The sequence below is a fragment of the Candidatus Chordibacter forsetii genome (genome assembly GCF_964187505.1).
GTDB classification, from domain to species: domain Bacteria; phylum Verrucomicrobiota; class Verrucomicrobiia; order Opitutales; family Seribacteraceae; genus Chordibacter; species Chordibacter forsetii.
Genome location: NZ_CAXLML010000223.1, coordinates 1 through 21,854 on the forward strand (window position 1 = coordinate 1; position 21,854 = coordinate 21,854).

General features: G+C 46.2%; 16 protein-coding genes and 1 pseudogene. 8 read left to right on the forward strand and 9 right to left on the reverse strand.

Annotated elements, in window-relative coordinates; genetic code table 11:
- A partial coding sequence (locus tag ACKPQ4_RS09585) for a sugar phosphorylase (protein ID WP_407680961.1) occupies window positions 1-1,673 on the reverse strand: 1,673 nt, incomplete at its 3' end.
- A 7-nt stretch (window positions 1,674-1,680) separates the two neighbouring features.
- A complete protein-coding gene (locus tag ACKPQ4_RS09590; RefSeq protein WP_407680962.1) occupies window positions 1,681-2,937 on the reverse strand; it encodes a glycosyltransferase in 1,257 nt (418 codons plus the stop codon).
- 139 nt (window positions 2,938-3,076) lie between these two features.
- Between ACKPQ4_RS09590 and ACKPQ4_RS09595 the strand changes: the two genes are divergently transcribed.
- The 3 genes from ACKPQ4_RS09595 to ACKPQ4_RS09605 are packed head-to-tail and all read left to right on the forward strand — an operon-like array spanning window position 3,077 to window position 6,699.
- The gene (locus ACKPQ4_RS09595; RefSeq protein ID WP_407680963.1) at window positions 3,077-4,264 is read left to right on the forward strand and encodes a M20/M25/M40 family metallo-hydrolase; all 1,188 of its coding nucleotides are present in this window, start codon (window positions 3,077-3,079) and stop codon (window positions 4,262-4,264) included.
- Window positions 4,261-5,241, forward strand: coding sequence for a glucosyl-3-phosphoglycerate synthase (locus tag ACKPQ4_RS09600; RefSeq protein WP_407680964.1), 981 nt, complete (start codon window positions 4,261-4,263; stop codon window positions 5,239-5,241). The genes ACKPQ4_RS09595 and ACKPQ4_RS09600 overlap by 4 nt, the downstream gene beginning before the upstream one ends.
- A 15-nt stretch (window positions 5,242-5,256) precedes the next feature.
- On the forward strand, window positions 5,257-6,699 hold the full coding sequence (locus tag ACKPQ4_RS09605) for a glycosyltransferase family protein (protein ID WP_407680965.1): 1,443 nt from the start codon (window positions 5,257-5,259) through the stop codon (window positions 6,697-6,699).
- A gap of 76 nt (window positions 6,700-6,775) precedes the next feature.
- Here ACKPQ4_RS09605 and rplS read toward each other — a convergent pair whose 3' ends face one another.
- From rplS to rpsP, 3 genes are read right to left on the reverse strand one after another with little or no spacing between them, the layout of a single operon-like run.
- A complete protein-coding gene (gene rplS / locus ACKPQ4_RS09610; RefSeq protein ID WP_407680966.1) occupies window positions 6,776-7,150 on the reverse strand; it encodes a 50S ribosomal protein L19 in 375 nt (124 codons plus the stop codon).
- A 4-nt stretch (window positions 7,151-7,154) separates the two neighbouring features.
- On the reverse strand, window positions 7,155-7,868 hold the full coding sequence (gene trmD / locus ACKPQ4_RS09615; RefSeq protein WP_407680967.1) for a tRNA (guanosine(37)-N1)-methyltransferase TrmD: 714 nt from the start codon (window positions 7,866-7,868) through the stop codon (window positions 7,155-7,157).
- Between the two features lie 60 nt (window positions 7,869-7,928).
- Window positions 7,929-8,705 carry a 30S ribosomal protein S16 gene (gene rpsP / locus ACKPQ4_RS09620; RefSeq protein WP_407680968.1) on the reverse strand — a complete coding sequence of 259 codons (777 nt, stop codon included), beginning with the start codon at window positions 8,703-8,705 and terminating at the stop codon, window positions 7,929-7,931.
- Between the two features lie 162 nt (window positions 8,706-8,867).
- On the opposite strand from rpsP, the gene ACKPQ4_RS09625 reads away from it, so the two are divergent.
- The 4 genes from ACKPQ4_RS09625 to ACKPQ4_RS09640 are packed head-to-tail and all read left to right on the forward strand — an operon-like array spanning window position 8,868 to window position 15,372.
- Window positions 8,868-9,545: a TetR/AcrR family transcriptional regulator gene (locus ACKPQ4_RS09625; protein WP_407680969.1), complete on the forward strand. Its 678-nt coding sequence runs from the start codon at window positions 8,868-8,870 to the stop codon at window positions 9,543-9,545.
- A complete protein-coding gene (locus ACKPQ4_RS09630) occupies window positions 9,542-10,969 on the forward strand; it encodes an efflux transporter outer membrane subunit (protein ID WP_407680970.1) in 1,428 nt (475 codons plus the stop codon). The genes ACKPQ4_RS09625 and ACKPQ4_RS09630 overlap by 4 nt, the downstream gene beginning before the upstream one ends.
- Window positions 10,966-12,195: an efflux RND transporter periplasmic adaptor subunit gene (locus tag ACKPQ4_RS09635; RefSeq protein ID WP_407680971.1), complete on the forward strand. Its 1,230-nt coding sequence runs from the start codon at window positions 10,966-10,968 to the stop codon at window positions 12,193-12,195. The genes ACKPQ4_RS09630 and ACKPQ4_RS09635 overlap by 4 nt, the downstream gene beginning before the upstream one ends.
- The gene (locus ACKPQ4_RS09640; protein WP_407680972.1) at window positions 12,196-15,372 is read left to right on the forward strand and encodes an efflux RND transporter permease subunit; all 3,177 of its coding nucleotides are present in this window, start codon (window positions 12,196-12,198) and stop codon (window positions 15,370-15,372) included. It begins immediately after the preceding gene.
- On the opposite strand, the gene ACKPQ4_RS09645 is transcribed toward ACKPQ4_RS09640, so the two are convergent.
- The 4 genes from ACKPQ4_RS09645 to proS are packed head-to-tail and all read right to left on the reverse strand — an operon-like array spanning window position 15,369 to window position 20,365.
- The gene (locus tag ACKPQ4_RS09645) at window positions 15,369-16,316 is read right to left on the reverse strand and encodes a 2-dehydropantoate 2-reductase (RefSeq protein WP_407680973.1); all 948 of its coding nucleotides are present in this window, start codon (window positions 16,314-16,316) and stop codon (window positions 15,369-15,371) included. The two genes, ACKPQ4_RS09640 and ACKPQ4_RS09645, sit on opposite strands and share 4 nt — an antisense overlap.
- A gap of 9 nt (window positions 16,317-16,325) precedes the next feature.
- A complete protein-coding gene (nadB, locus tag ACKPQ4_RS09650) occupies window positions 16,326-17,942 on the reverse strand; it encodes an L-aspartate oxidase (RefSeq protein WP_407680974.1) in 1,617 nt (538 codons plus the stop codon).
- Between the two features lie 10 nt (window positions 17,943-17,952).
- The gene (gene panC / locus ACKPQ4_RS09655) at window positions 17,953-18,798 is read right to left on the reverse strand and encodes a pantoate--beta-alanine ligase (protein WP_407680975.1); all 846 of its coding nucleotides are present in this window, start codon (window positions 18,796-18,798) and stop codon (window positions 17,953-17,955) included.
- A 52-nt stretch (window positions 18,799-18,850) separates the two neighbouring features.
- A complete protein-coding gene (proS, locus tag ACKPQ4_RS09660) occupies window positions 18,851-20,365 on the reverse strand; it encodes a proline--tRNA ligase (RefSeq protein ID WP_407680976.1) in 1,515 nt (504 codons plus the stop codon).
- Window positions 20,366-20,522: 157 nt separating this feature from the next.
- On the opposite strand from proS, the pseudogene eno reads away from it, so the two are divergent.
- Window positions 20,523-21,796, forward strand: a pseudogene (gene eno / locus ACKPQ4_RS09665) (phosphopyruvate hydratase).
- Window positions 21,797-21,854: the final 58 nt, after the last annotated feature.

Consider the following 21,854-nt stretch of genomic DNA (forward strand, 5'->3'; position numbering starts at 1 on the left):
GCCTTGCTTTGGGGAAAGCGTTTTTTAATTTCCTTCATCGGCTTGACCACGCTTGAACTGGGTAAAAAATTATACAAACAAACAATCGATTGGTTCCCATCGATAGATGAACGAATCAAACCGAATAAAGAATCTCCAAGATTAAGAATTTCCTGAGAAGCATCTGGATGAAAAGCCGGTGCGGATGCCCGCTTTCTTAAAGTGGTCACAAACCAGTCAAACACCCTTGATCCCGTGGTATTTTCATCATCGAGCATAGAATCGAGCTCGGAAAGTTGCCACTTTTTACGATTTAAGGTGCGAGCCCTACCAGTTTCAGCGAAACCATCCTGATCATTGGGAGTGGCGCAAAGCGAATGAAAGTAAATAGCAGGAATACCTTGCAATGAAAGAGCAAGGGCTTGTGAGCATAAAAATCGAGCCTCTCCTAACTCCGGCTGATTTGGGTCAGAAAGTGCTGAATAATAGGTTACATTTAGTTCATAGGGGGAATCTGAACCATCGGCAAGGCTGCGCATCGAAACCTTCCCCCCTTTGCTCTCGATTTCTTTAGCCAAAGAAAGGACCTCCTGAGAAGGCAAAATCCCTTCCAATGGGCGGACGCCCACACCATCATGACTAGCAGTAAAATTAAGAAAGTGACAACCTTTAGGAGGCGGACTGAGTTGAGTAGCCCATTCCCTCATATGTTTAGAAGTTCCCCTCAACAACCCATGCAAAAGCAATGGAGGCAGAGAGAATTGATAAACTGCATGGGCTTCGTCCCCTTTGCCAAAATAAGAAATATTTTCTTCGTGAGGAACATTCGTCTCGGTGAGAAGAATGGTCTCTGGAGCGACCACTTCCACAAAATTGCGTATCAACTTGATCACTTCATGAGTCTCAGGAAGATGCAGGCAATTGGTACCCATTTTTTTCCATAAAAACGCCACTGCATCCAGGCGAAGAACTCGGCAACCCATCGAGATGTAAAATAATATGATATCGAGAAATTCGAAGAGTAAATCAGGGCAGGTCCAGTCCAAGTCAACTTGGTCAGCACTAAAGGTAGTCCATACCATTTTTTCTCCTCCACGGGTCTGATATGGGGTTAGCAAGGGAGAGGAGCGTGGGCGCACCACAGTGGTAAGATCGGATTCGGGATCTCCCATCATAATATAATTCATTCCCGGTTCCACCCCGGATACAAATTCCTTAAACCAAGGACTTTTGGATGAGCAATGGTTGAGCACTAAATCAAACATCAACTGAAAATCATCTGCAAATTTTTCGATATCTGACCAGCTCCCATAATCCTTGTGAACCTGACGGTAATCGACCACAGAAAATCCATCATCCGAAGTCCATGGATAAAAGGGTAAGAAGTGAATGGTGGAAATCGCTCCTTTTAACCGTTGGGTGCAGAACTGTCGTAAAACCTCGAGAGGAGCCCGATCCTTTGCCTGCACCATATCAGCATAGGAAATTAAGACTACATCCTGCTGACTTAGGCCGGATGGGCCTGTATTGGGAGACAAGCCCACTCCAACTCCATACCGACCGATCATTTGGTACATCCGATCGAGTAACCGGTCAGCTCGGTCCATACCGTAGAGTTTACCCAGTCTCCGGCGCAGAAGTTTTAAACGGGTACTGGAGATGTGCTTGATAGCAGTTTGAGTGAAATAGCTCATATTTTACTTAATAACCGGTCAAATCGGCGATAAAAGCCCGTAAGTTGCTGCGAATAGTGGAGTAAGAGTAAAATTGCCTGGCCACTTCGTAATTGTGGTTAACGATCTCTTTGCTCAATTCCGAATCAGTCAAAATTTGACGGACTTGCCGAGCGATCGTCGGAGTGACAAAGCCATCAATGGTTAGTAAGCGAAAACCCTTGGGTTCAATATCACGTACGAAAATGGAATAACGATTGATTAGTACCGGTTTGCGAAAGTAGATCGCTTCCAACAGGGCATTTCCAAAACCCTCGTAAGTACTAGGATAGGTGACAAAATCGGCATGGTGATAAAGATCCCATAGGGTATAAACTTTTCGCCCGTCGGAATCTCGCTGCCTGACTTCTCCCACTCGGTCGGCTACTATGCGCATATCCACCCCTTCTTCCTTGGCCAGCTGTTCAAGCATCCCTAAGTACTCGTACCCTTCGTCTCCAGCTTCATGTGAGATCACCAGTTTACAGCGCGGGTCTTTTAGCATACTGACCAGTTTAATAGCCTGTTCGATGCCCTTGCGTGGAACTACCCGAGTCGGTTGTAAAATAAAAAAGTCATCCTCCGACAGACCGAGCTCATAACGGACATCGGAAGCATATTCATCGACAGGTTCAGGAGGGTTTTCAAAGTCGAAAACATTCGGAATGACCAAGGAGGCGCTTCCTTTGCGAAGAGCCAATTGCTCCTGTGCTTCTTCATTGATGACCACATCGCGCATGTTACCCAGTTTGGGCGGAAAACTCATATCGAGATATTCCGGGATACAATTGACCGAAAATCGGGTACGTTCCCAGTAAAAATCATGGTGGTGGGCGATGGCAGGCATTCTTGTTTCTGAGAGAAATTCCGTTAAAGCGATGCCCAAAGGAACATGCATAGGTATGGCCAGGCAGTTTTGTGGGATCAAGAGATCAATGGAAAATTTCTCCACATATCGATACAAGGTACTTTTCAGGTAATCGGCCAAAGCCCTTATGCGTTCAGTCACAAATCGATCACGAGGCTCGCCCTTCCAAATTTGTTGATTAATCCACTGGTTTTCCGGAAATCCAAAATAAGCCTCAGGGATAACATGGCTAATGTCAGGATTGCGGTCACTCTGTCCACTGTACCAGAAACTAACATGATGATCTTCCCAGAGCACTTCTGCCCATTTTGCACTTTCAAGCGAAACCCCGTCCTGCCCGGCAAAACGAGTCGACACAAATCCTATATTTTTAGCCATCTATTTATTTAAAAAGCGAAAATCCATCATACCTTACCCTTTTGGGTGATGGAGTAAGCTCTCTTTTATTTCAACCCCTAAAACAATTTTTTCGGTTATGCTTTGCAAAAACCTGCTTCACTCCCTAAATCAATTGTCGATGGAAATACAAGAAATTGATCGTGAAACAGCACTTAGCGGACTGCTTGATCAAATCCCTGAACGGATCAAAAAAATTAGTGAAAAGCGGGATTCTTTTTTAACCGATACAGTGTTGCTGGGAGAAATTCCTTCGCCTACTTACGGCGAAGATGAACGTATTCGTGCGGTGGTTGACCGTTTTCGGGAGAATGGACTTAGCGCGCCAAATATTGATGAATTTGGGAATGCATCCGCTCACCTTCCGGGAACTGAAGGTCAATCATCCATTCTGGTTATGGCACATGCCGACAGCGTCTTTTCACGGGAAGTCAGGCACGAAATCCAAGTGGGTTCTGGTCACATGTCTGGACCTGGAATTGCCGATAATGCCTTGGGACTTGCCGCAATGATCGCCCTACCCCGTCTGCTCGATGATTTGGGAATACGATTGCGTGACGATCTTATTCTCGTTGCCAATTCGCGAAGCCTCGGTCGAGCAAACCTTGAAGGAGCAAGTGGCTTTCTCGAAACCATGAGTTTACCAGCCCGTGCAGGTATTTGTGTAGAAGGTTCGACTCTTGGACGATTGAGTTATTCGGGTCTTGGAACTTTGCGTGGAGAAATTACCCTGCAAGTGCCCAGCGACTACGACTGGAAAAGGTTTGGGGCTTCAGGAGCCATCAGTCATGTAACCGGTCTAATTAACCAGATCAGAGAAATCCCCATTCCTAAAGAGCCGAAAACACAATTGGTTTTTGGAGGACTTCGTTGTGGTTCAAGTTTTAATACTTCACCCAAGCAAGGAACGTTACGTTTTGAAATTACCAGCGAAGACGACGATATCATCGGTCAGATGGAGGACCAGCTCAACGAGATATGTGAACAATTTTCTGCCGAGACTGGTACTTTGGTAAGCATGGAAGTCGTGGCCAAAAGACAGAATTGCAGTATTCCCTTCACCCACCCCTTAGTAAAAACCACGCGATCGATTATGCAAGAAGCTGGGATTACTCCGAAGGTCGACCCTAGCACGGGAGATCTTAATGCTTTGATTCTAAGTGGTCTACCAGCGGTCACCCTCGGATTGACCACCGTTGAGAATTTGCGCGAGATCAACGAAACCGTACAGCTTGACCCTCTTTATGCAGGTATGACTCAACTTGTCAGCCTAATCCAAGCAATTGATCAAGGAATTTGTGATTCATGAATAAGATTAACGAGAATTGGTTGGAAAGAAATACCTTTCATCATGCGGACTTTTGGGACTTAATTAAACTGGTTGAGGAGAAGGAAAAAAAGGGCCTTAAGATTTCCCTCTGCATTCCAACATTAAACGAAGAAAAAACTATTGGAAAAGAAGTCTTGATTCTTCGTTCTGAATTGATGGAACGTTATCCCCTGATCGATGAATTTGCAGTGATCGATTCGGGTTCAAAGGATAAAACTCTTGAGGTTGCAAAGAACTACGGCGCCGATGTTTACCTAGCCTCCGATATCCTTCCCGAGGTCGGAGACAAGCGCGGGAAGGGAGAAAACCTTTGGAAGGCTATACACCAACTTAAGGGAGACATTATTTGCTATGTGGATGCTGATATTTCAAACATCCACCCACGATTTGTTTATGGACTGGTTGCACCCTTGATTCACCGGGATGAGATTTCTTATGTAAAAGCATTCTATGACCGACCTCTCAATTACTCGAGCGGCCTCCGACCAAGTGGGGGGGGCAGAGTTACCGAGATTCTCATCCGTCCGCTTTTCTCACTCTTTTTCCCCGAACTTTCCCACATCATCCAACCCCTATCCGGGGAATATGCAGCCCGTCGAGAAGTACTCGAAAAAATTCCTTTTCCGATTGGATACGGAGTGGAAACCTCCCACCTTTTAGACCTCTATGCGATGCATGGGTTGGAGACTTTTGCCCAGACCGATCTCGACCGTAGAGTTCATCGAAATCAAACCACAAATGCTCTGGGAAAAATGAGTTTTGGTATCCTCCAAACCTTTTTTAACCGTCTGCACGCTCAAGGAAAATTAGACCGGATGCCTGATTTGGAAACATTTTACCGACGCTTCGAGGTTGAAGAAGGTAAATACCATCAATTAGTGCAGGAAGTCATAGAAGAAGAAAGACCCCCCATGATTGACATTGAGGGATACCGCAACCGCATGGCTTCTTCCTGATCCATCTTTTTCTCCATGAAAGTAGCTCTGGTACATTACCATCTCGAACCGGGTGGGGTTACCCGAGTATTAGAAAATACCATCCAATCCTGGAAAGATTCAGGAAAAGGCCCAGATCAGTGGGTTATTCTTAGCGGTCGGCCTTACACTGGCAAAATCTTGGACCAAGTACGGGTGGTTGAAGGACTCGATTATGCGACTTTGACCGATTCTATTGATCCAAACACTCTTCGTTTAAGAATGGAGGATGTCGCTCGTAATGCACTCGGACAACTTCCCGACCTTTGGCATGTTCACAATCACTCGCTTGGAAAAAACCCAGGACTTACTCAGGCAATTGCCCAGCTTGCCAAGGAAGAGCACCCGATGCTTTTGCAGCCTCATGACTTTGCAGAGGATGGAAGGTCAGAAAACTTTCTCAACCTTGGAAAAAGTCATGAAGTAGCCTATCCTACCGGTGGACAAATACATTACGCAGCCCTTAACCAACGGGACCAGTCATTTTTACAGTATGTACTGAAAGATCATCCAAGTTCAGTTCATTTATTAGCAAACGCCGTTCCCTGCGACACTCCGCCTGACCTAGTCCAAACTACAACACCCAGCTCAGGTATCCCTGATAACCTTTACCTTTACCCAGTTCGGGCAGTGAGAAGAAAAAATTTGGGAGAACTCGCTTTACTTTCAGCCTCTCACCCAGAAATCCATTTTGCCAACAGCCTCGGTCCAACCAATCCATCCTTCCAAACAACCTACGATGAATGGAAATCGTTTGGAAAGAGTTTAGGCCTATCCTTAACCTATGGGTTGGGTGAACAATTAAATATAAGTTTTCCTGAACTCGTCCGACAAGCGGCATCAATTATTAATGTTAGCGTGGCAGAAGGCTTTGGGCTAGGGTTTCTTGAACCTTGGAGCTTTGGAAAGAGTCTTTGCGGAAGAAATATACCCGACATCACTTCAGATTTTACTCAATTAGGAGTTAACCTTGAGAATCTCTACTCAAACCTCTGGGTGGAGAGATCGCTACTTGACGGAGATTACTTGAGAGAAAAAATTAAAGCGGCCCTCGTCAATATTTACCGCCAATATCAGGTCACATTACCGGCTGATTCATTTAAACGAGCTTATACTGCAATCTGCCAGGACGAGGGAATTGACTTTGGGTGCTTAGATGAGGTCATGCAAAAAACAATAATTCAAAAAGTAAAAACCTCACAACAACTCGCAAGTACTCTGCGTGAACAGGCTGAATTGAATATCTTAACGAGGGCAAAAATACTGAATAATCAAAGTTCCGTAAGCGAAAACTTTTCCGCATCTGTATACGGAAGTAGAGTCAGACAAATATACCAAGAAATCATAGAGTCTACGCAGACAACTTGTGGGTTTGCGGATGGCCAAAGAATGCTTGAACAATTTTTATTGCCCGAAAGACTTAACTTGTTACGGGCTTAGCTTAGTCGAACTAAGAAAAAGGTAATTTGCTGCAGATATATTTCTACCTAACTGCAAATTTGAGAAACAGCTTGGGTTAGCTCTTTCTCTTTTTTTCGAAAATACGCTTTTCTTTAACCTTGGTAGCTTCCTTACCAATGCGATCGCGAAGGTAGTACATCCGAGAACGCATGGTAATGCTCTCGCGATCTACTTCTACTTTTTCAATAAGGGGAGAATGCACAGGAAATACCCGTTCAACTCCAACACCAGAGGCAATCCTGCGAACCGTAAAGGTCTCGTGCACACCTGACCCCTTACGGGCAATAACAATACCAGCAAATAGCTGAATCCGCTCCTTGTCGCCTTCGCGCACACGTACATAAACTTTCACCCCGTCACCGACTTTGAATGCGTCGCGGCCTTCTTGGAGATACTCGCTGGTTATTTCATTCAACAATTGTTCATTCATCTTATCAATTCCTAATAGTTTGGGTGTTGGTTGAGAGGTCAGGTCGAAGACTACGAGTCTTTTGCACTCTTTGCTCGTGGCGCCAGCGTGCAATGTCCTCATGGTTTCCCGAAAGAAGAACTTCCGGTACCTTTATGCCTCTAAATTCAGCTGGACGGGTATACTGAGGACATCCCAGTAAATCGTCCTCAAAAGATTCGTCGAGAAGAGACTCGTCATCTCCTAGTACTCCTGGGAGGTGACGACTTACCGCATCAATCATAACTGCAGCTGCCAATGATCCATTGGTGAGCACATAGTCTCCAATACTAACTTCGCGGTCAACCAGCTCGTCACGAACACGCTGGTCAATTCCCTCGTAATGCCCACTGATTAAAACCAAATGCTGCGAAGTTGAAAGCTCTTTGGCCATTTGCGTGGTAAAGGGATCTCCATCTGGAGCCATGTAAATCACGGTACTTTGCGGGCGGGATAATTCCTCAACTGCGTCAAAAAGCGGTTCTGGTTTTAGCACCATCCCCGCACCACCTCCAAATGGACGGTCATCGGCTTCACGATGTTTGCCTTTTGCCCAATCGCGAAGGTCATGGGAAGAAACTTCAATCAATCCACGATCCGACGCTTTGCCCAAGATACTTTCGCCTACAAATGAATCAACAGTTCTCGGAAAGAGAGACAAAACGTCGAAACGCAGGGGTGAGTTCATAGGTTGAATCATCGGTGCCGAAAAGAGGCATTACAAATTAAAAGGTGTAAAAAAATACAACTGAAAGAAAGATCAGGAGTCTTTCGATTCTTCTTTGGCCTCCGCAGATGGTGTGTCTTCAGGTTTTTCCTTAGACTCATCCTTCTTCGCTTTTTTAGCTGGGGCTTTCTTCGCTTTGGGTTTTTCCTCGGGTACTTTCTTGGCCTCCTCCTTTACCTCTTTGGCAGGAGTTTCTTCAACTTTAGGTTCTTCCTTAGATTCTTTCGCCTGGGGCACTGGCTTATCAGCTTTGGGCTCCTCTTTAGTCTCCTTAGCAGGAGCTTCCTCAACTTTAGGCTCTTCCTTTGCAGGTTCTTTTGGAGATTCTTTGGCTTCTGACTCTGGCTTTTCAGACTTAGGTTCTTCCTTTACCTCTTCTGCAGAAGCTTCAACGGCTTTGGGTTCTTCCTTTGCAGGCTCTTCCTTTACGTCTTCAGCAGGAGCCTCCTCAGCTTTAGCTTCCTCTTCGGCAGGGGCTTCGGCGGCAGGAGCTGGATTTTTCTTTTTAGAGATACGAGCAGCTTTTGCAGAGGCTTTGGCTTCAGTACGCTTCAACCATTCTTCAGGGCTTAAGCGACCTTGGCGAATTAAACTTTTAGCCGTATCAGTTGGTTGAGCTCCAACATCTAACCAATGATCAATGCGATCCAACTTTAAATCGAGTTCGCGTTCACGTGCCGAGGACTGGGGATTATAAGTTCCCAAGACTTCGATGTATCGGCCATCACGGCGGGTTTCCGAGGGAGTAACTACCATGCGGTAGAAGGGGGCGTGACGGGCGCCATGCCTTTGCAAACGTATCTTAATCATATTCGAACGGAGTGAGTACTTGAAATTTTGGAAAAGCTTATTACCCAACTAAATTTACCCCTCAAAGTCAACCATTAACCCCCCATACTTCCACTAAAATCTCTATAATGACTTGGTATTCATTTGTATTTTTTCAAACAAGCGTTTTAATAGATTTGTTTAATGATTTCATCCCCTCCAAAACCTGCAAAACCAAAATTGGCGACTCGTAGAAGGTTAATTGATGCTACTGCTCGCCTATTTGCTGAACACGGTTACAACGGATTAACCATGCGCTCAGTCGCACAGGAAGCCGATGCCAACCTGGCGGCCGCCAATTATCACTTCGGGTCCAAAGATGCTTTAGTTTTGGAAATGTTGAGTGAACGGATTCAACCTATTAATAAACGAAGACTTGCTCTATTAGAAGAAGCTAAGCGGAGAAATGGAAAACTCGCTCCTTCTGCTCATGAAATCTTTCACTCTCTTATTTTCCCTATCGGAGAAGAAATTGCCCGCAGTTCCAAATCTCGTTGGAGCCTTGCTCAGTTGGTCGCCCGCACTTTTACTGAACCTGTTTATTTTATAGAACGTATGCACCAAAAGTTTTTCTCACAAATTGCGAAGCTTTATCATCAAGAACTCTCCCTTGCATTCCCCAATGTGCCAACCAAAGAAATCCACTGGCATCTCCATCTCGCCGTTTCTTCGATGTTAGGAGCACTCGCCCAGCATCGCAGACTTCGTGATTTCACCGAGGGCGTTTGTAGCGAGGAGGAGGTTGGTGAAATGATCAATCGTTTGATTCGTTTCGTGACACACGGCTTTGTTATGGGTATCAATTCTTCATCAACAGAATGAAACCTAAAACCATATTTCTAACTTTAACAGGAATTAGCCATTTTTTGTTCTTTGGGTGCAGCCTACCTCTTGCCCAAAAAAATCCGCCATTAGGAATATCCTACCCTCCACGTTGGGAATCCAACACAACTTCCATTGAATCCAACCTTTCTGAATCCGGTTGGGCTGACACGCTTGGTGGTATTCCTCTTAAAAGATTAATCGAGCAGGCTTGGATCAACAACCCAGATCTACAAGTCTCAGCTGAACGATTAATCGCTAAAGGGGAACAAGCTACCATATTGGGTGCTCAACTTCTTCCCTCCGCCCGAGCAGAGGTTACTGGTAGCCGTTCTAAACGTAACCTTATTGGCTTCAACTTACCCAATGGCAGCACTTCATTTACAAGCAATAGTTTTACCTCTGGGCTTAATATTAGTTGGGAGCTGGACTTATGGGGAAAACTTGCTGACAAACGAGATTCAGCCCTACGAGCGTTTGAAGCGGACAGCCTAGAGTACAAGAGTTCGCGTCTATCCCTGGCTGGTCAAACAGCCAAAGCGTGGTACGACTTGATTGAAGGAACTCAACAACTCGACCTTGCCCGTAAAAGTGCCCAATCTTTCATCCAAAATCAAACCTTCGTGGAAGAAAGATTCGAAAAAGGCCTTGCCAATGGCCTAGATAAAAACCTTGCCCAGGCAATTTCTGCAACCGCCCAGGCACAAAGCCTCGCCCTTGCCGGGCAGCTTGAATCCAACACAAGAAGACTGAATTTTTTATTAGGAAAATACCCCAGTAGTACCCTTGATCAAAATTTGAGTAAAGAGATTGGAGAATTCCCTAATCCTCAGATTTTCATATCCACCCCCAGCCAAACTTTAATCAAACGTCCAGATTTGCTCGCTGCTGAGAAAAAAGCTCTAAGTGCGGGCCTTGATCTAAGGGTCGCCCGAAAAAACTTTTTCCCTTCGCTCGCCCTTACTGGTGGTCCGGGAAGTCGTAGCGATGAGTTTGAAAACTTGTTGGACCAAAACTTCCAAACATGGGGGATAAACGGTTCCTTTACGCAACCCATTTTCAATGGTGGTCGATTGCGGGCAGCTCATCGACAAGCCAAAGCAATACAAGCAGCAGCTTGGGGACAATATCGTTCCACCGCCCTGCGTGCTTTTGTTGAGGTTGAAAACCTGCTTGCTGCAGAAATTCGATTAGCTGGTCAAGAAAAGTTAATCGAACTGGCCGCTCAATCCTCCGAACAAGCCGCCGAGTTGAGTTGGGAAAGATACCAGCGGGGAGTTGAAGGAATTTTTAACGCTTTGGAAAATCAAAGACGTGCCTTTGATGCAAGGAGCCGAGCCTTTACTATACGCAAGCAACGCTTGCATAACCGAATTGATCTTTACTTAGCCTTGGGTCTATCCCCCATGGCCGAAAAATCATGAGAAAATATATTCTTCCTCCACTGGTCCTTGCCACGCTTGTCTGGTTTGCCTGGTATCTAATCCAGATGCGCCCACAACCTCAACCACGGGAAATTAAAAGGGAATCTCCCTATGTCGAAGTAATCGTGGCCGAAGAGAAATCCCTGCCTGCAAACCTTCGCACCCATGGCGTGGTCCGTCCGCGTACATTAACCACATTGATTGCCGAAGTTCCTGGAATTATCGAAGGGGTGGCTCCTTTTACAGAACAGGATCTGGCTCCCTCATTTCGGGCAGGTGGTTTTTTCCGTAAAGGTGATTTATTGGTTAAAATCGAAGAAGTTGATCTTCTTAGCACTGTCGCTGAAGCAGAGGCAAACCTGCGTCGTTCTCAACTTCAATTGGTCCAGGAGCAGGAGCTTGCCGAACAAGCGAAGAGCGAATGGGGAGAACGGGATTGGAAAGAAGCTTCAGAATTGGTCCGACGAATACCTCAGATTCGCAAGGCAGAGGCAGAAACTCATGCGGCAAGAGCCTTTGTTACTCAGGCCAAGAAAAATTTATCCCGAGCCAAAGTACTTGCCCCTTTTGATGGTCGGATTATTCGTACGATGGTCGGTCGTGGACAACGAGTGGGGGGAGGAACTTCAGCCGCACTAGCCGAGGTCTACTCCCTCGATTCTGCTGAGATTGACCTTTCTCTAAGCCAGAGGGAAATTGATTTTCTCGGTTTTGTGGACGGCTCGAACTCCGAGCTCTCAAAAATAAAGGTTGAAACCTTAAATCGTGAAGGAAAACCAACCCATTTTGGATTAATCGATCGGTCCCAAGGAATTGTTGATCCCAAGACCAGGTTGACTAATTTCATCGCTCGAATTGATCAATGCTTTGCCAATCCCTTTTCCAAGAAAGCAATTAAGAATCCATTGAGCCTTGGAACCTTTTCGAATTTAAAACTCATTGGTAAAAAAGTACCCGTCTACCTATTGCCGGAATCAGCCTTTCGGGATCTGACCACCATTTTAGTAGTGGACAATCAAAACGGCCTAAGATCCCGCCAAGTTGAAGTTCTCCACCGTGCAGACCAAAAAGTCTGGGTTGGTAGCGGAATAAAAAATGGTGAGCGTGTTTGCACCACTCCTATTGAAGTGATTTCGGAGGGAATGAAGGTTCGGATAGTCGGAGAAAACAAGCCAGTCCAAGCTAGCAAAAAGGTTCCAGTTACGGATGCCAACGGGAGTAAATAAATGATTGCTTGGTTTGCCAAAAACGGAGTAGCCGCCAACCTCCTAATGGGGGTCATTCTTATTGCGGGGATTTTTTCCGTGCGTGGGTTAAAAATGGAGCTTTTCCCAGACTTCGACCTAGATCTCGTTACCATCTCTGTAGCCTACCCCGGAGCCGCACCTCTTGAAGTGGAGGACGGTATATGCAAACAAATTGAAGAAAAAATTTGGGATCTTACTGGCATCAAAGAAATGACCTCGTACTCACGCGAAAACTTTGGAGTGGTCTCAGTTCAGGTAGAGCGTGGAAGGAATGCCAAACTGCTTGCCGATGAAATAAAAGTTCGGGTTGATTCCATCCTCACTTTACCAGAAGAAGCCGAAAAACCCATGGTTGAAGTGACCACCATCAAAAGACGCGTCCTCGCGGTTGCCATCCATGGAAACTGTGATGAAAAGTCTCTACGCAAATTAGCGGATCAAACCCTAGATGACTTGACTAACCTTCCAGGCATTACCCAGGTAGAGATTGCCGGAATTCGTAAACCTCAAATTGGAATCGAAGTTTCTGAATCAGCTTTGCGCGAACATGGACTTAGCTTTGACGAAGTTGCTCGCACCCTCCGTCAAACCTCGCTCGATGTTCCTGGTGGAGTTGCCAGAACTTCTGCGGGTGAAACCCTACTGAGATCAATGGGTAAAGCCCGAGATGGACAGGAATTTGATGCCATTGAATTATTACCCTCAGAAAATGGGTCGAGTGTAACTTTGGGAGAAGTCGCCAAAGTAAAAGACGCGTTCGAAGACAAAGCACTCTACACTATTTTTGACGAACAACCCGCAGTTACCCTCCGAGTATTTCGCGTAGGTAATCAAAGCCCGTTGGATATCTCTGATAAAGTAAGCGATTATGTCGAGGCCATCCGTCCTAATCTTCCCGAGGGCGTCAAAATGACGATCTGGCAGGATAGTTCTTATTACCTGCGCGGTCGTTTACAAATGATGATTGATAATGCATCGCAGGGACTTTTATTGGTCTTCCTCGTCCTGTCTCTGTTCCTGCGTCCATCGCTTGCTTTTTGGGTGGCGCTTGGCCTGCCAATTTCCTTCATGGGAGCCTTTGCTACTATGGGTGTGATCGGAGCTTCGATCAATTTGGTATCTCTCTTTGCCTTCATCGTGGTTCTGGGAATCTTAGTCGACGATGCAATTGTGGTTGGAGAATCTGTATATACACAGGGCAGGCGTGGGAAAAGTCCGTTAGCCGCATCCATTGATGGTACGCACCGTGTGGCCATGCCTGTTACCTTTGCAATCATTACCAGTATGGTGGCTTTTGTTCCCCTACTCTTTCTTCCGGGATGGTTAGGTAAGCTGCTTAAGGATATCCCTCTGGTCGTCATACCGGCACTATTTTTCTCGCTTATCGAGTCAAAGTTTATACTGCCCTATCATTTGAGCCTTTGCCGATTCAACCAGGCTCCGAGCAATTTCCTATCCCGCTTGCAAGACAAGATTGCACAAGGACTTGAACGGTTCATCGAAAAGGCCTACCAGCCATTTTTAGAATCCTGCCTAAGGTATCGCTACTTAACCCTCGCTTTTTTTAGTGGTCTATTTGCTGTGACTATTGGCCTGATTGCCGGTGGACATGTTCCCTCGATCCGAGGAGTTCCACCGGTTCCGTCCGATTACATATCGGTCAAGATTAACATGCAGGAAGGTGTGCCCGCTCGGTCTACTGAACAAGCAATGGATACGATCGAACTGGCACGACTGCAAGTCATTGAAGAATTAGACAAGATGGGAGAGCCTAATCCCTTTCGCTATGTTATGCGTACCATGGGTGCCCAGCCTTTTTCAGGCGGACCAAAGAGTTCATCAAATATTGTATCTGGTTCAAACATGGGAGAAGTGAGCGTGGAATTGATCAAATCAGAAATGCGCACGCGTACGGCTCCGCAAATTTCTGCTCTGTGGCGGGAGCAAATCGGACCGATCCCTGGGCTAAAGGAATTGTTTTTTGGGGATGTGGCCGCCGGAGGCAGTCGCACCGCATTGGAGGTGGAAATCTCAGGGCTTGATCTCGATAGCATGAGCCTCGCCAGTCGAACGCTTGTCAAACAATTGGAGACCTACGAAGGTTTATTTGATCAACGGGATACCTTTTCTGCGGGCAAACGCGAAGTGCAACTTCGTTTGAATTCAGCTGGTCGATCAATCGGACTTACTCAGGCTGATCTTGGTCGGCAAGTCAGGCAGGCATATTATGGTGAAGAAATTCAGCGCCTGCAAAGAAACAGGGATGAGGTCAAGGTGATGCTGCGATACCCTCTTAGTGACCGTAAAAGCCTGACATCCCTGTCCAATTTAAGAGTGCGTACACCCAGTGGAGTGGAAGCTCCATTAGAAGAAGTGGCGGATATTAAAATTGGGTTAGGGTTTTCCACGATTACCAGAACAGACCGTTCTCGAATCATTAATGTGGGTTCTTCTGCAGATAAGGTGGTTGCCGATGTACCCGGTATTGAGCGGGACTTGGCAAAAAACTTTCTTCCTCAACTGCGCCAGGAATACCCCGGATTAAAATTTTCCTTTGTGGGAGAAAAAAAGGAACAGGAAGAGAGTGACTCCGGCCTTGCTCGTGTAGGAGGAATTTGCCTGTTTCTCATCTACGCCCTGCTTGCCATTCCTTTCCGTTCCTACCTCCAGCCCTTTTTGATTATGTCTGTTATTCCATTCGGATTGATCGGGGCAACCCTCGGACATTACCTTTTCGGACTTCCTCTCAGTCAGCTTTCCCACTTCGGTTTAGTTGCTCTGACTGGTGTGGTCATTAATGATAGCTTGGTCTTGGTTCATTATGTAAACGAACGAACGAAGGAAACCTTTCTTTTGGATGCAGTAAAGACCGCAGGGATGGCCAGGTTCCGACCCATCCTCCTTACTTCGCTGACTACCTTTGTCGGATTGATGCCCATCCTTTTTGAAAAAAGTTTGCAGGCACAGTTTCTTAAACCTATGGCCATTGCCATTGGATTTGGTGTAATGTTCGCTACCTTTATCACCCTATTGATGGTACCCTGCCTCTACTTAGTACTAGAAGATTTAAAAAAGGGAGGCCGTTGGTTTATTCGCTTTCTTGGCTTCGAGGTTGATCGTCGACCGCCAATAGACAAACCTGCCTCCGTTAACTAAGTCTTTTGTACAACTCCAGTTTTTTCGATTAATTCATTCCATAACTTTTCGGTCTCTGGCATCAGTACCTTCTTAGCTATTCCTCGCCGCAAGGGTTCCCCCCAGATCACATCTACTTCAACCGGTTTACCGTCCAGGAAGTCAATCAAACTGGATGGTCTGTATGGCCCCATCGGCTCGGTTAATTCAAATTGACGATTCAAAAAGGAGTCCTCGATCTCAACCCCATGAGCATAGGCGGCCGACTGTACTTCAAGCATTAAATCATGGGCTCTTTTTTTGAGTTTGGAATCAGCAAGAATCAAATCTGTAGTTATTCCACCGGCAGCAATGGCAAGTCCATTAAAGGGAATATTCCAGCAAAGTTTTCTCCAAAGGGCATCGTCCAAAGAATCTGCTCGCCGAACCTTAATTCCAGAAGCTTCAAAAGATTGAACCATGGTTTCTGCATCCTTGGACAACTGCCCGTCTAATTGTCCAAATTGTACATACCCAGGAAGGAGACTTTCAATCACACAGGGTGATGTGCGATTAATACAGGTAAAACAAAGGCCAGCCATTACCTGGCGACCTTCTCCAAAAAGACGATGAAGGTTTTCCACATTGCCCATTCCGTTTTGCAAAGTGAGCAAACGGGTGGATGGTCCTAGCATTGGACGAATAATCTCTTCCAGGGCCGAGTTTGCCGTGGCCTTAATCGCCACAATTATCCAATCACACGGACCCAAGGAACTGGGTGTATGATAAGCATGCAAATTTCCCACCTTTGAACTCCTGCCCTGCTCACTCTGGTGAACCAAGGTCAATCCATCCCGCACAATATCATCGAAAGTCGAACGGAAGAGGAAGTGAACATCCTCTCCACTTTGTGCGAGCATTCCCCCATAATACCCACCAATTGCACCTGGTCCGACGACTCCAATTTTGCCCAAGCTTTTCACCATTGAATAAAACTAGGTGCGAGGAGCGACGCGAGTATTCTTGAGCTTGGCTGTCTGATCGGGATAATCGATGGTAAAATGTAAGCCTCTGCTTTCTTTTCGCTGAAGGGCAGAAAGTACGATCAATTCAGCAACGCAGACTAAATTGCGCAATTCCAGTAAAGGAACATCCACTTTGGCATTCCAATAATATTCATTAATTTCACGCCTTAAATTTCGCAAGCGGGCATGAGCCCTCTCCAAACGCTTGGTCGAACGGACAATCCCCACATAGTCCCACATTGCACGCTTCAACTCTTCAAGGTTGTGGGAAAGAACAACCCGTTCGTCGGAGGCTGGTACATCTCCATCTACCCACTCGGGCAGACACACTGATCTTTTTTTCTGCCCCGCCAAATACTTGCACACAGACTCAGCGCCACGATGGGCCATGACCACCGCCTCAAGTAGAGAATTACTGGCCAAACGGTTTGCCCCGTGTAAACCGGTGCAAGCCACTTCACCACAAGCATAAAGACCGGCAAGCTTGGTCGAACAATCAAGACTGGTGGGCACTCCCCCGCAGGAATAATGAGCTGCTGGTACAACCGGTATGGGAGTCTTCGTCGGATCGATCCCTCGTTTCATACAATTCTCGTACACATTTGGAAAACGATCCTTAAAATCCACCTTCATATTGGGAGTATCCAAGCGAACACAGGAGGCACCCGATCTTTTCATTTCCCGATCGATCGCCCGGGCAACCACATCCCGAGGTGCTAGGTCAGCAAGGGGGTGATATTTTTTAAGAAAGGGTTTTCCATGAGCATCAATTAATTTCGCTCCTTCCCCACGCACCGCTTCGGTAATAAGAAAACGATCGCCCTGCAAGGAATGTAAAGTGGTCGGGTGAAACTGTATAAATTCCAAGTTCATCACCGACAATCCAGCACGTGAAGCCATGGCAATTCCGTCGGCCGTGGCGATGGACGGGTTGGTGGTGTACAAATAAGTCTGCCCCGCACCCCCGGTTGCAAGCAGTACCGCAGAGGCGGTTACCGTAATAACTTCGTTTGCTTCAGCATCAAAAAAATACAAGCCCTCCACTCGGTCGCTCTTGGATTCCCCCATGCCCAGCTTGTTCAACTTCTTGGCCGTTATCAGGTCGATGGCGAAGAAATGTTCAAATAAATCAACGCCTTTGGCGGCAATATTGGCAAGCAGTGCATCCTCAATGGCTTTGCCAGTAATATCTTTAACATGTAAAACCCGACGTTTGCTGTGCCCCCCTTCTTTGCCTAGAGATATTCTACCATCTTCCAGGCTGGAAAATTCTACCCCCATGCGAATCAAATCCTGAACTCGTTCCGGACCATCCTGCAATATTTCCCTGACGACCTTGGCGTCGCACAGTCCATCTCCTGCTTCCAAAGTGTCCTGGACATGTTTGTCCAAGTCATCTCCGGCAGAGGTAACCACGGCTATACCACCCTGAGCATAATTTGTATTCGACTCGGCCTTGGTTTTTTTAGTGAAGATCGCGACCCGGTACCCAGCCTCAGCAACCTTCAAAGCAAAACTCAACCCGGCAATTCCACTTCCAACGATCACAAGATCGTACTCTTTTTGGGGCCTATTTTGAACAGTCATAAAAAAGGAACTAAAAACAAAAGTTATCAATCAAACGAACCTGATCCACCCAAACCGCAACCGCTAAAAGGGAACGACCCGCAGCAATCTCTTTTTCCGGACGCATGGTTCCACGATCAACTATGTCCACATAATTCACCCGTAGTAAACGGCCTTGTTTCAAAACATTCAAGACCTCTGCTTTTACCCGATCCACATTGGAAGAACCTTTTTCTTCCACCACTTTTTGGGCTGCCTGTATGGATTGATAAACAAGCAAGGCTTCCTCTCGTTGCTTAGGTTGAAGGTACTTATTACGGGAACTCATAGCGAGGCCGTCCGGTTCACGCAAAATTGGGCCAACCACCACTTCGATAGGAAAGTGAAGATCGCGAATCATTCGTTTGAGCACGACTACTTGTTGGGCATCTTTTTGACCAAGAGCCACATAGTTTGGCAGACAAAGATTAAATAGTTTAGCACACACAGTAGCGACCCCCCGGAAATGATTGGGACGGGCATTTCCACACATCCCCATCCCCACTTCTTCCTCTACCACATAGGTCGATGCATTTTCCGCATAGATTTCTGACGATTCGGGAATAAACACTAGGTCAACCCCACGGCTGCGGCATAGCTCTAGATCCCGTTCAGTGTCGCGTGGATATTTATCAAAATCTTCTCCCACTCCGAACTGAGTAGGGTTAACATAAATGGAAAGGAGGAGGATGTCGCAATCTTTGCGAATCAAATCAACCAAAGAAAGATGCCCCTCATGCAGGAAACCCATGGTTGGAACGAAGCCAATAGTCTTTCCATGCCTTCGTAAGTCCATGGAGCGAGTCTTCATTTCCTTAACCGAACGAATGACTTGCATGCCTTTTACCGGTTTTTACCCTTAATTGGTTAAATACCTTGAAGCCTAAACTTCAGTAAGATTTAGCAACCACTACCCTACCCGGACTGGCTTGTCCGCTGAACGGACAAGTCCCGGGAACAGAAACTCCCTCAGGGATACACCTAATGGTAACTTTCAAATCATTCTTTAGTTGTTCTTCCCACTTTGGATTCCTGTCCCAATGAATAAGGGCAAAACCTCCATGAATTTCAGGTTTGGAAGAATTTTTTGCAGTAAAGTATTTGTAAAGTTCATCGAGCTTATCGATCTCGCGCGTGTTATCCTTTTGAAAATCTTGGGCCTTAGTAAAAAGATTCTTTTGGATGGTAATTAGTGTGTCTTTCAAGGAAGAGATAAACTCTTGGCGTTTCATTCCTTCACGCTTTCCTCCCAAATCACGACGCCCTACAAACACGGTACCATTTTCCAAGTCCCGTGGTCCAATCTCTACGGTAAGCGGCACCCCTTTCTTGACCCATTGCCAATATTTTTCTCCACCCCGCAAGTCTCGGTCATCCATTTCCACCCGTACAGGCAAATCAAAAGCGGTGCATTCATTAATCTCCTTGGATAATGCCTTGCAGGCTTCGAGTACTTGTGCCCGGGAGTCTTCTTTGGGGGTGACCGGTAGTATGGCCACCTGAGTAGGCGCAACCCGAGGAGGTACAATCAATCCGTCATCATCAGCATGAGTCATGATCATGCCACCAATCAAACGGGTAGATACTCCCCAAGAAGTAGTCCATCCCAACTCTTCCTTTCCATGCACTCCCTGAAATTTTATTCCACAAGCCTTAGAAAAATTTTGTCCAAGGAAGTGGGATGTTCCCGCTTGCAAAGCTTTACGGTCCTGCATCATCGCTTCTATACAAAGAGTAGATTCTGCACCCGGGAAACGTTCGGCCTCAGTCTTTTCGCCGCACAATACTGGCATCGCTAGCCAATTCTCCGCAAAATCGGCATAGGTACGAAGCATTAGCTGGGTTTCTTCAATCGCTTCCTCAGCCGTGGCATGTACGGTATGTCCTTCTTGCCATAAAAATTCGGCGGTACGTAAAAAAAGACGGGGACGCATCTCCCAGCGGACAACATTGGCCCATTGATTAATCAGCAAGGGAAGATCTCGATAGGATTGTACCCAGCGGGCAAATAGTTCGCCAATAATCGTCTCAGAAGTCGGACGTACGATCAAGGGTTCATCCAACTCACCTGCTGGTTGCAGTATACCATCTTTGTCAGCTTCCAGACGGGAGTGGGTAACCACAGCACATTCCTTGGCAAAACCATCAACATGTTCAGCTTCGCGTTGCAAGAAGCTCTTAGGAATAAAAAGGGGGAAATAAGCATTTTTATGCCCTGTCTTCTTAAACATTCCATCAAGGGCATCGCGGATATTTTCCCAGATTCCATAGCCCCAGGGCTTGATCACCATACATCCGCGTACTGGTGTATTCTCGGCAAGATCGGCGGCTCGCACCACCTGTTGGTACCATTCGGGATAATCTTCATCCCGGGTTGGAGAGATTGCATTTTTTTGCTTGGCCATTTTTAAAAGAAATATCCTATCCACCTTCTTTATAAATTGCGAGACAGATGAACCTGCTTACAAATTCCAAAGAATTTTGACAAAATTCCAACAAAAGACATGATTAACACTTTGTTCATTTTTTAACATACCCAATTTACTAAAGAATTTTTTCATCATGACACACATCATCGAAGTACACGGAAGAGAAATTATTGATTCACGCGGCAATCCCACCGTTGAGGTGGAGGTTGAATTAAGCTCGGGAGGATTTGGCAGGGCAGCCGTTCCTTCGGGAGCAAGTACCGGAGAGCACGAAGCAATTGAATTGCGCGACGGAGAAAAGGACCGGTACTTGGGTAAAGGAGTTTCCCAAGCAGTTGACAATGTGAATGAGAAAATTGCAGAGACCTTGGTTGGGTTGGATGCGACTGATCAAACTGCAATCGACCGGGCGATGCTTGAGTTAGATGGAACGCCAAACAAATCAGTTCTCGGAGCAAATGCCATCCTTGGTGCATCCATGGCTACCGCTCATGCTGCTGCCCAAGCCTGCGGACTTCCACTTTATAAATACCTGGGTGGTCCCAATGCCAAAGTCTTGCCCGTTCCGATGATGAATGTTCTTAACGGAGGATCTCACTCAGACGCACCCATCGATGTTCAGGAGTTTATGATCATGCCAGTTGGGGCATCTACATTTAAAGAATCTTTACGTATGGGTTGTGAGATTTTTCATTCACTCAAGAAGGTGCTTAAGGATCAAGGACTTTCCACCGCCGTAGGAGATGAAGGGGGATTTGCCCCTAATTTGGCCAGCAAGTTGCTGCTCTTGAAGTTCTTTCAACTGCCGTAGAAAATGCGGGTTACAAACTAGGTGATCAAATTCAATTTGCTCTCGATGTGGCCTCCTCCGAATTTTTCGATAAGGAAAAAGGAAAATATGTATTTGGAAAAAGCGATGGTTCTGAAAGGGATTCCGACGAGATGGTCGCCTTTTATGAAGAATTGGTAAACAAGTTCCCTATTCGTTCGATTGAAGATGGTTGTGATGAAAACGACTGGGCCGGCTGGAAAAAATTGACCGACGCAATTGGCGATCGCGTACAACTTGTTGGAGATGATCTTTTCGTGACCAATGTAGATTTTCTAAAGAAGGGAATCGATCAAGGTGTGGCTAATTCTATCTTGGTAAAGGTTAATCAAATTGGCTCGCTCACTGAAACTTTTGATGCCGTGGAAATGGCAAAAGAAGCTCAATACACCTCGGTTATTTCGCACCGTTCTGGAGAAACAGAGGATGTGACTATTGCCGACATCTCGGTGGCTACCAATGCTGGACAGATTAAAACTGGCTCCCTTTCCCGTACCGATCGGATTTGCAAATATAACCAGTTGCTCCGCATTGAGGAACAACTCGGCGATAGTGCAATATACGGCGGAAAGCTTTAAGCAATCTGCGGTTCGTTTAATTTGAGGGACGATTTACCCAAGTCGCCCGGATGAAGCC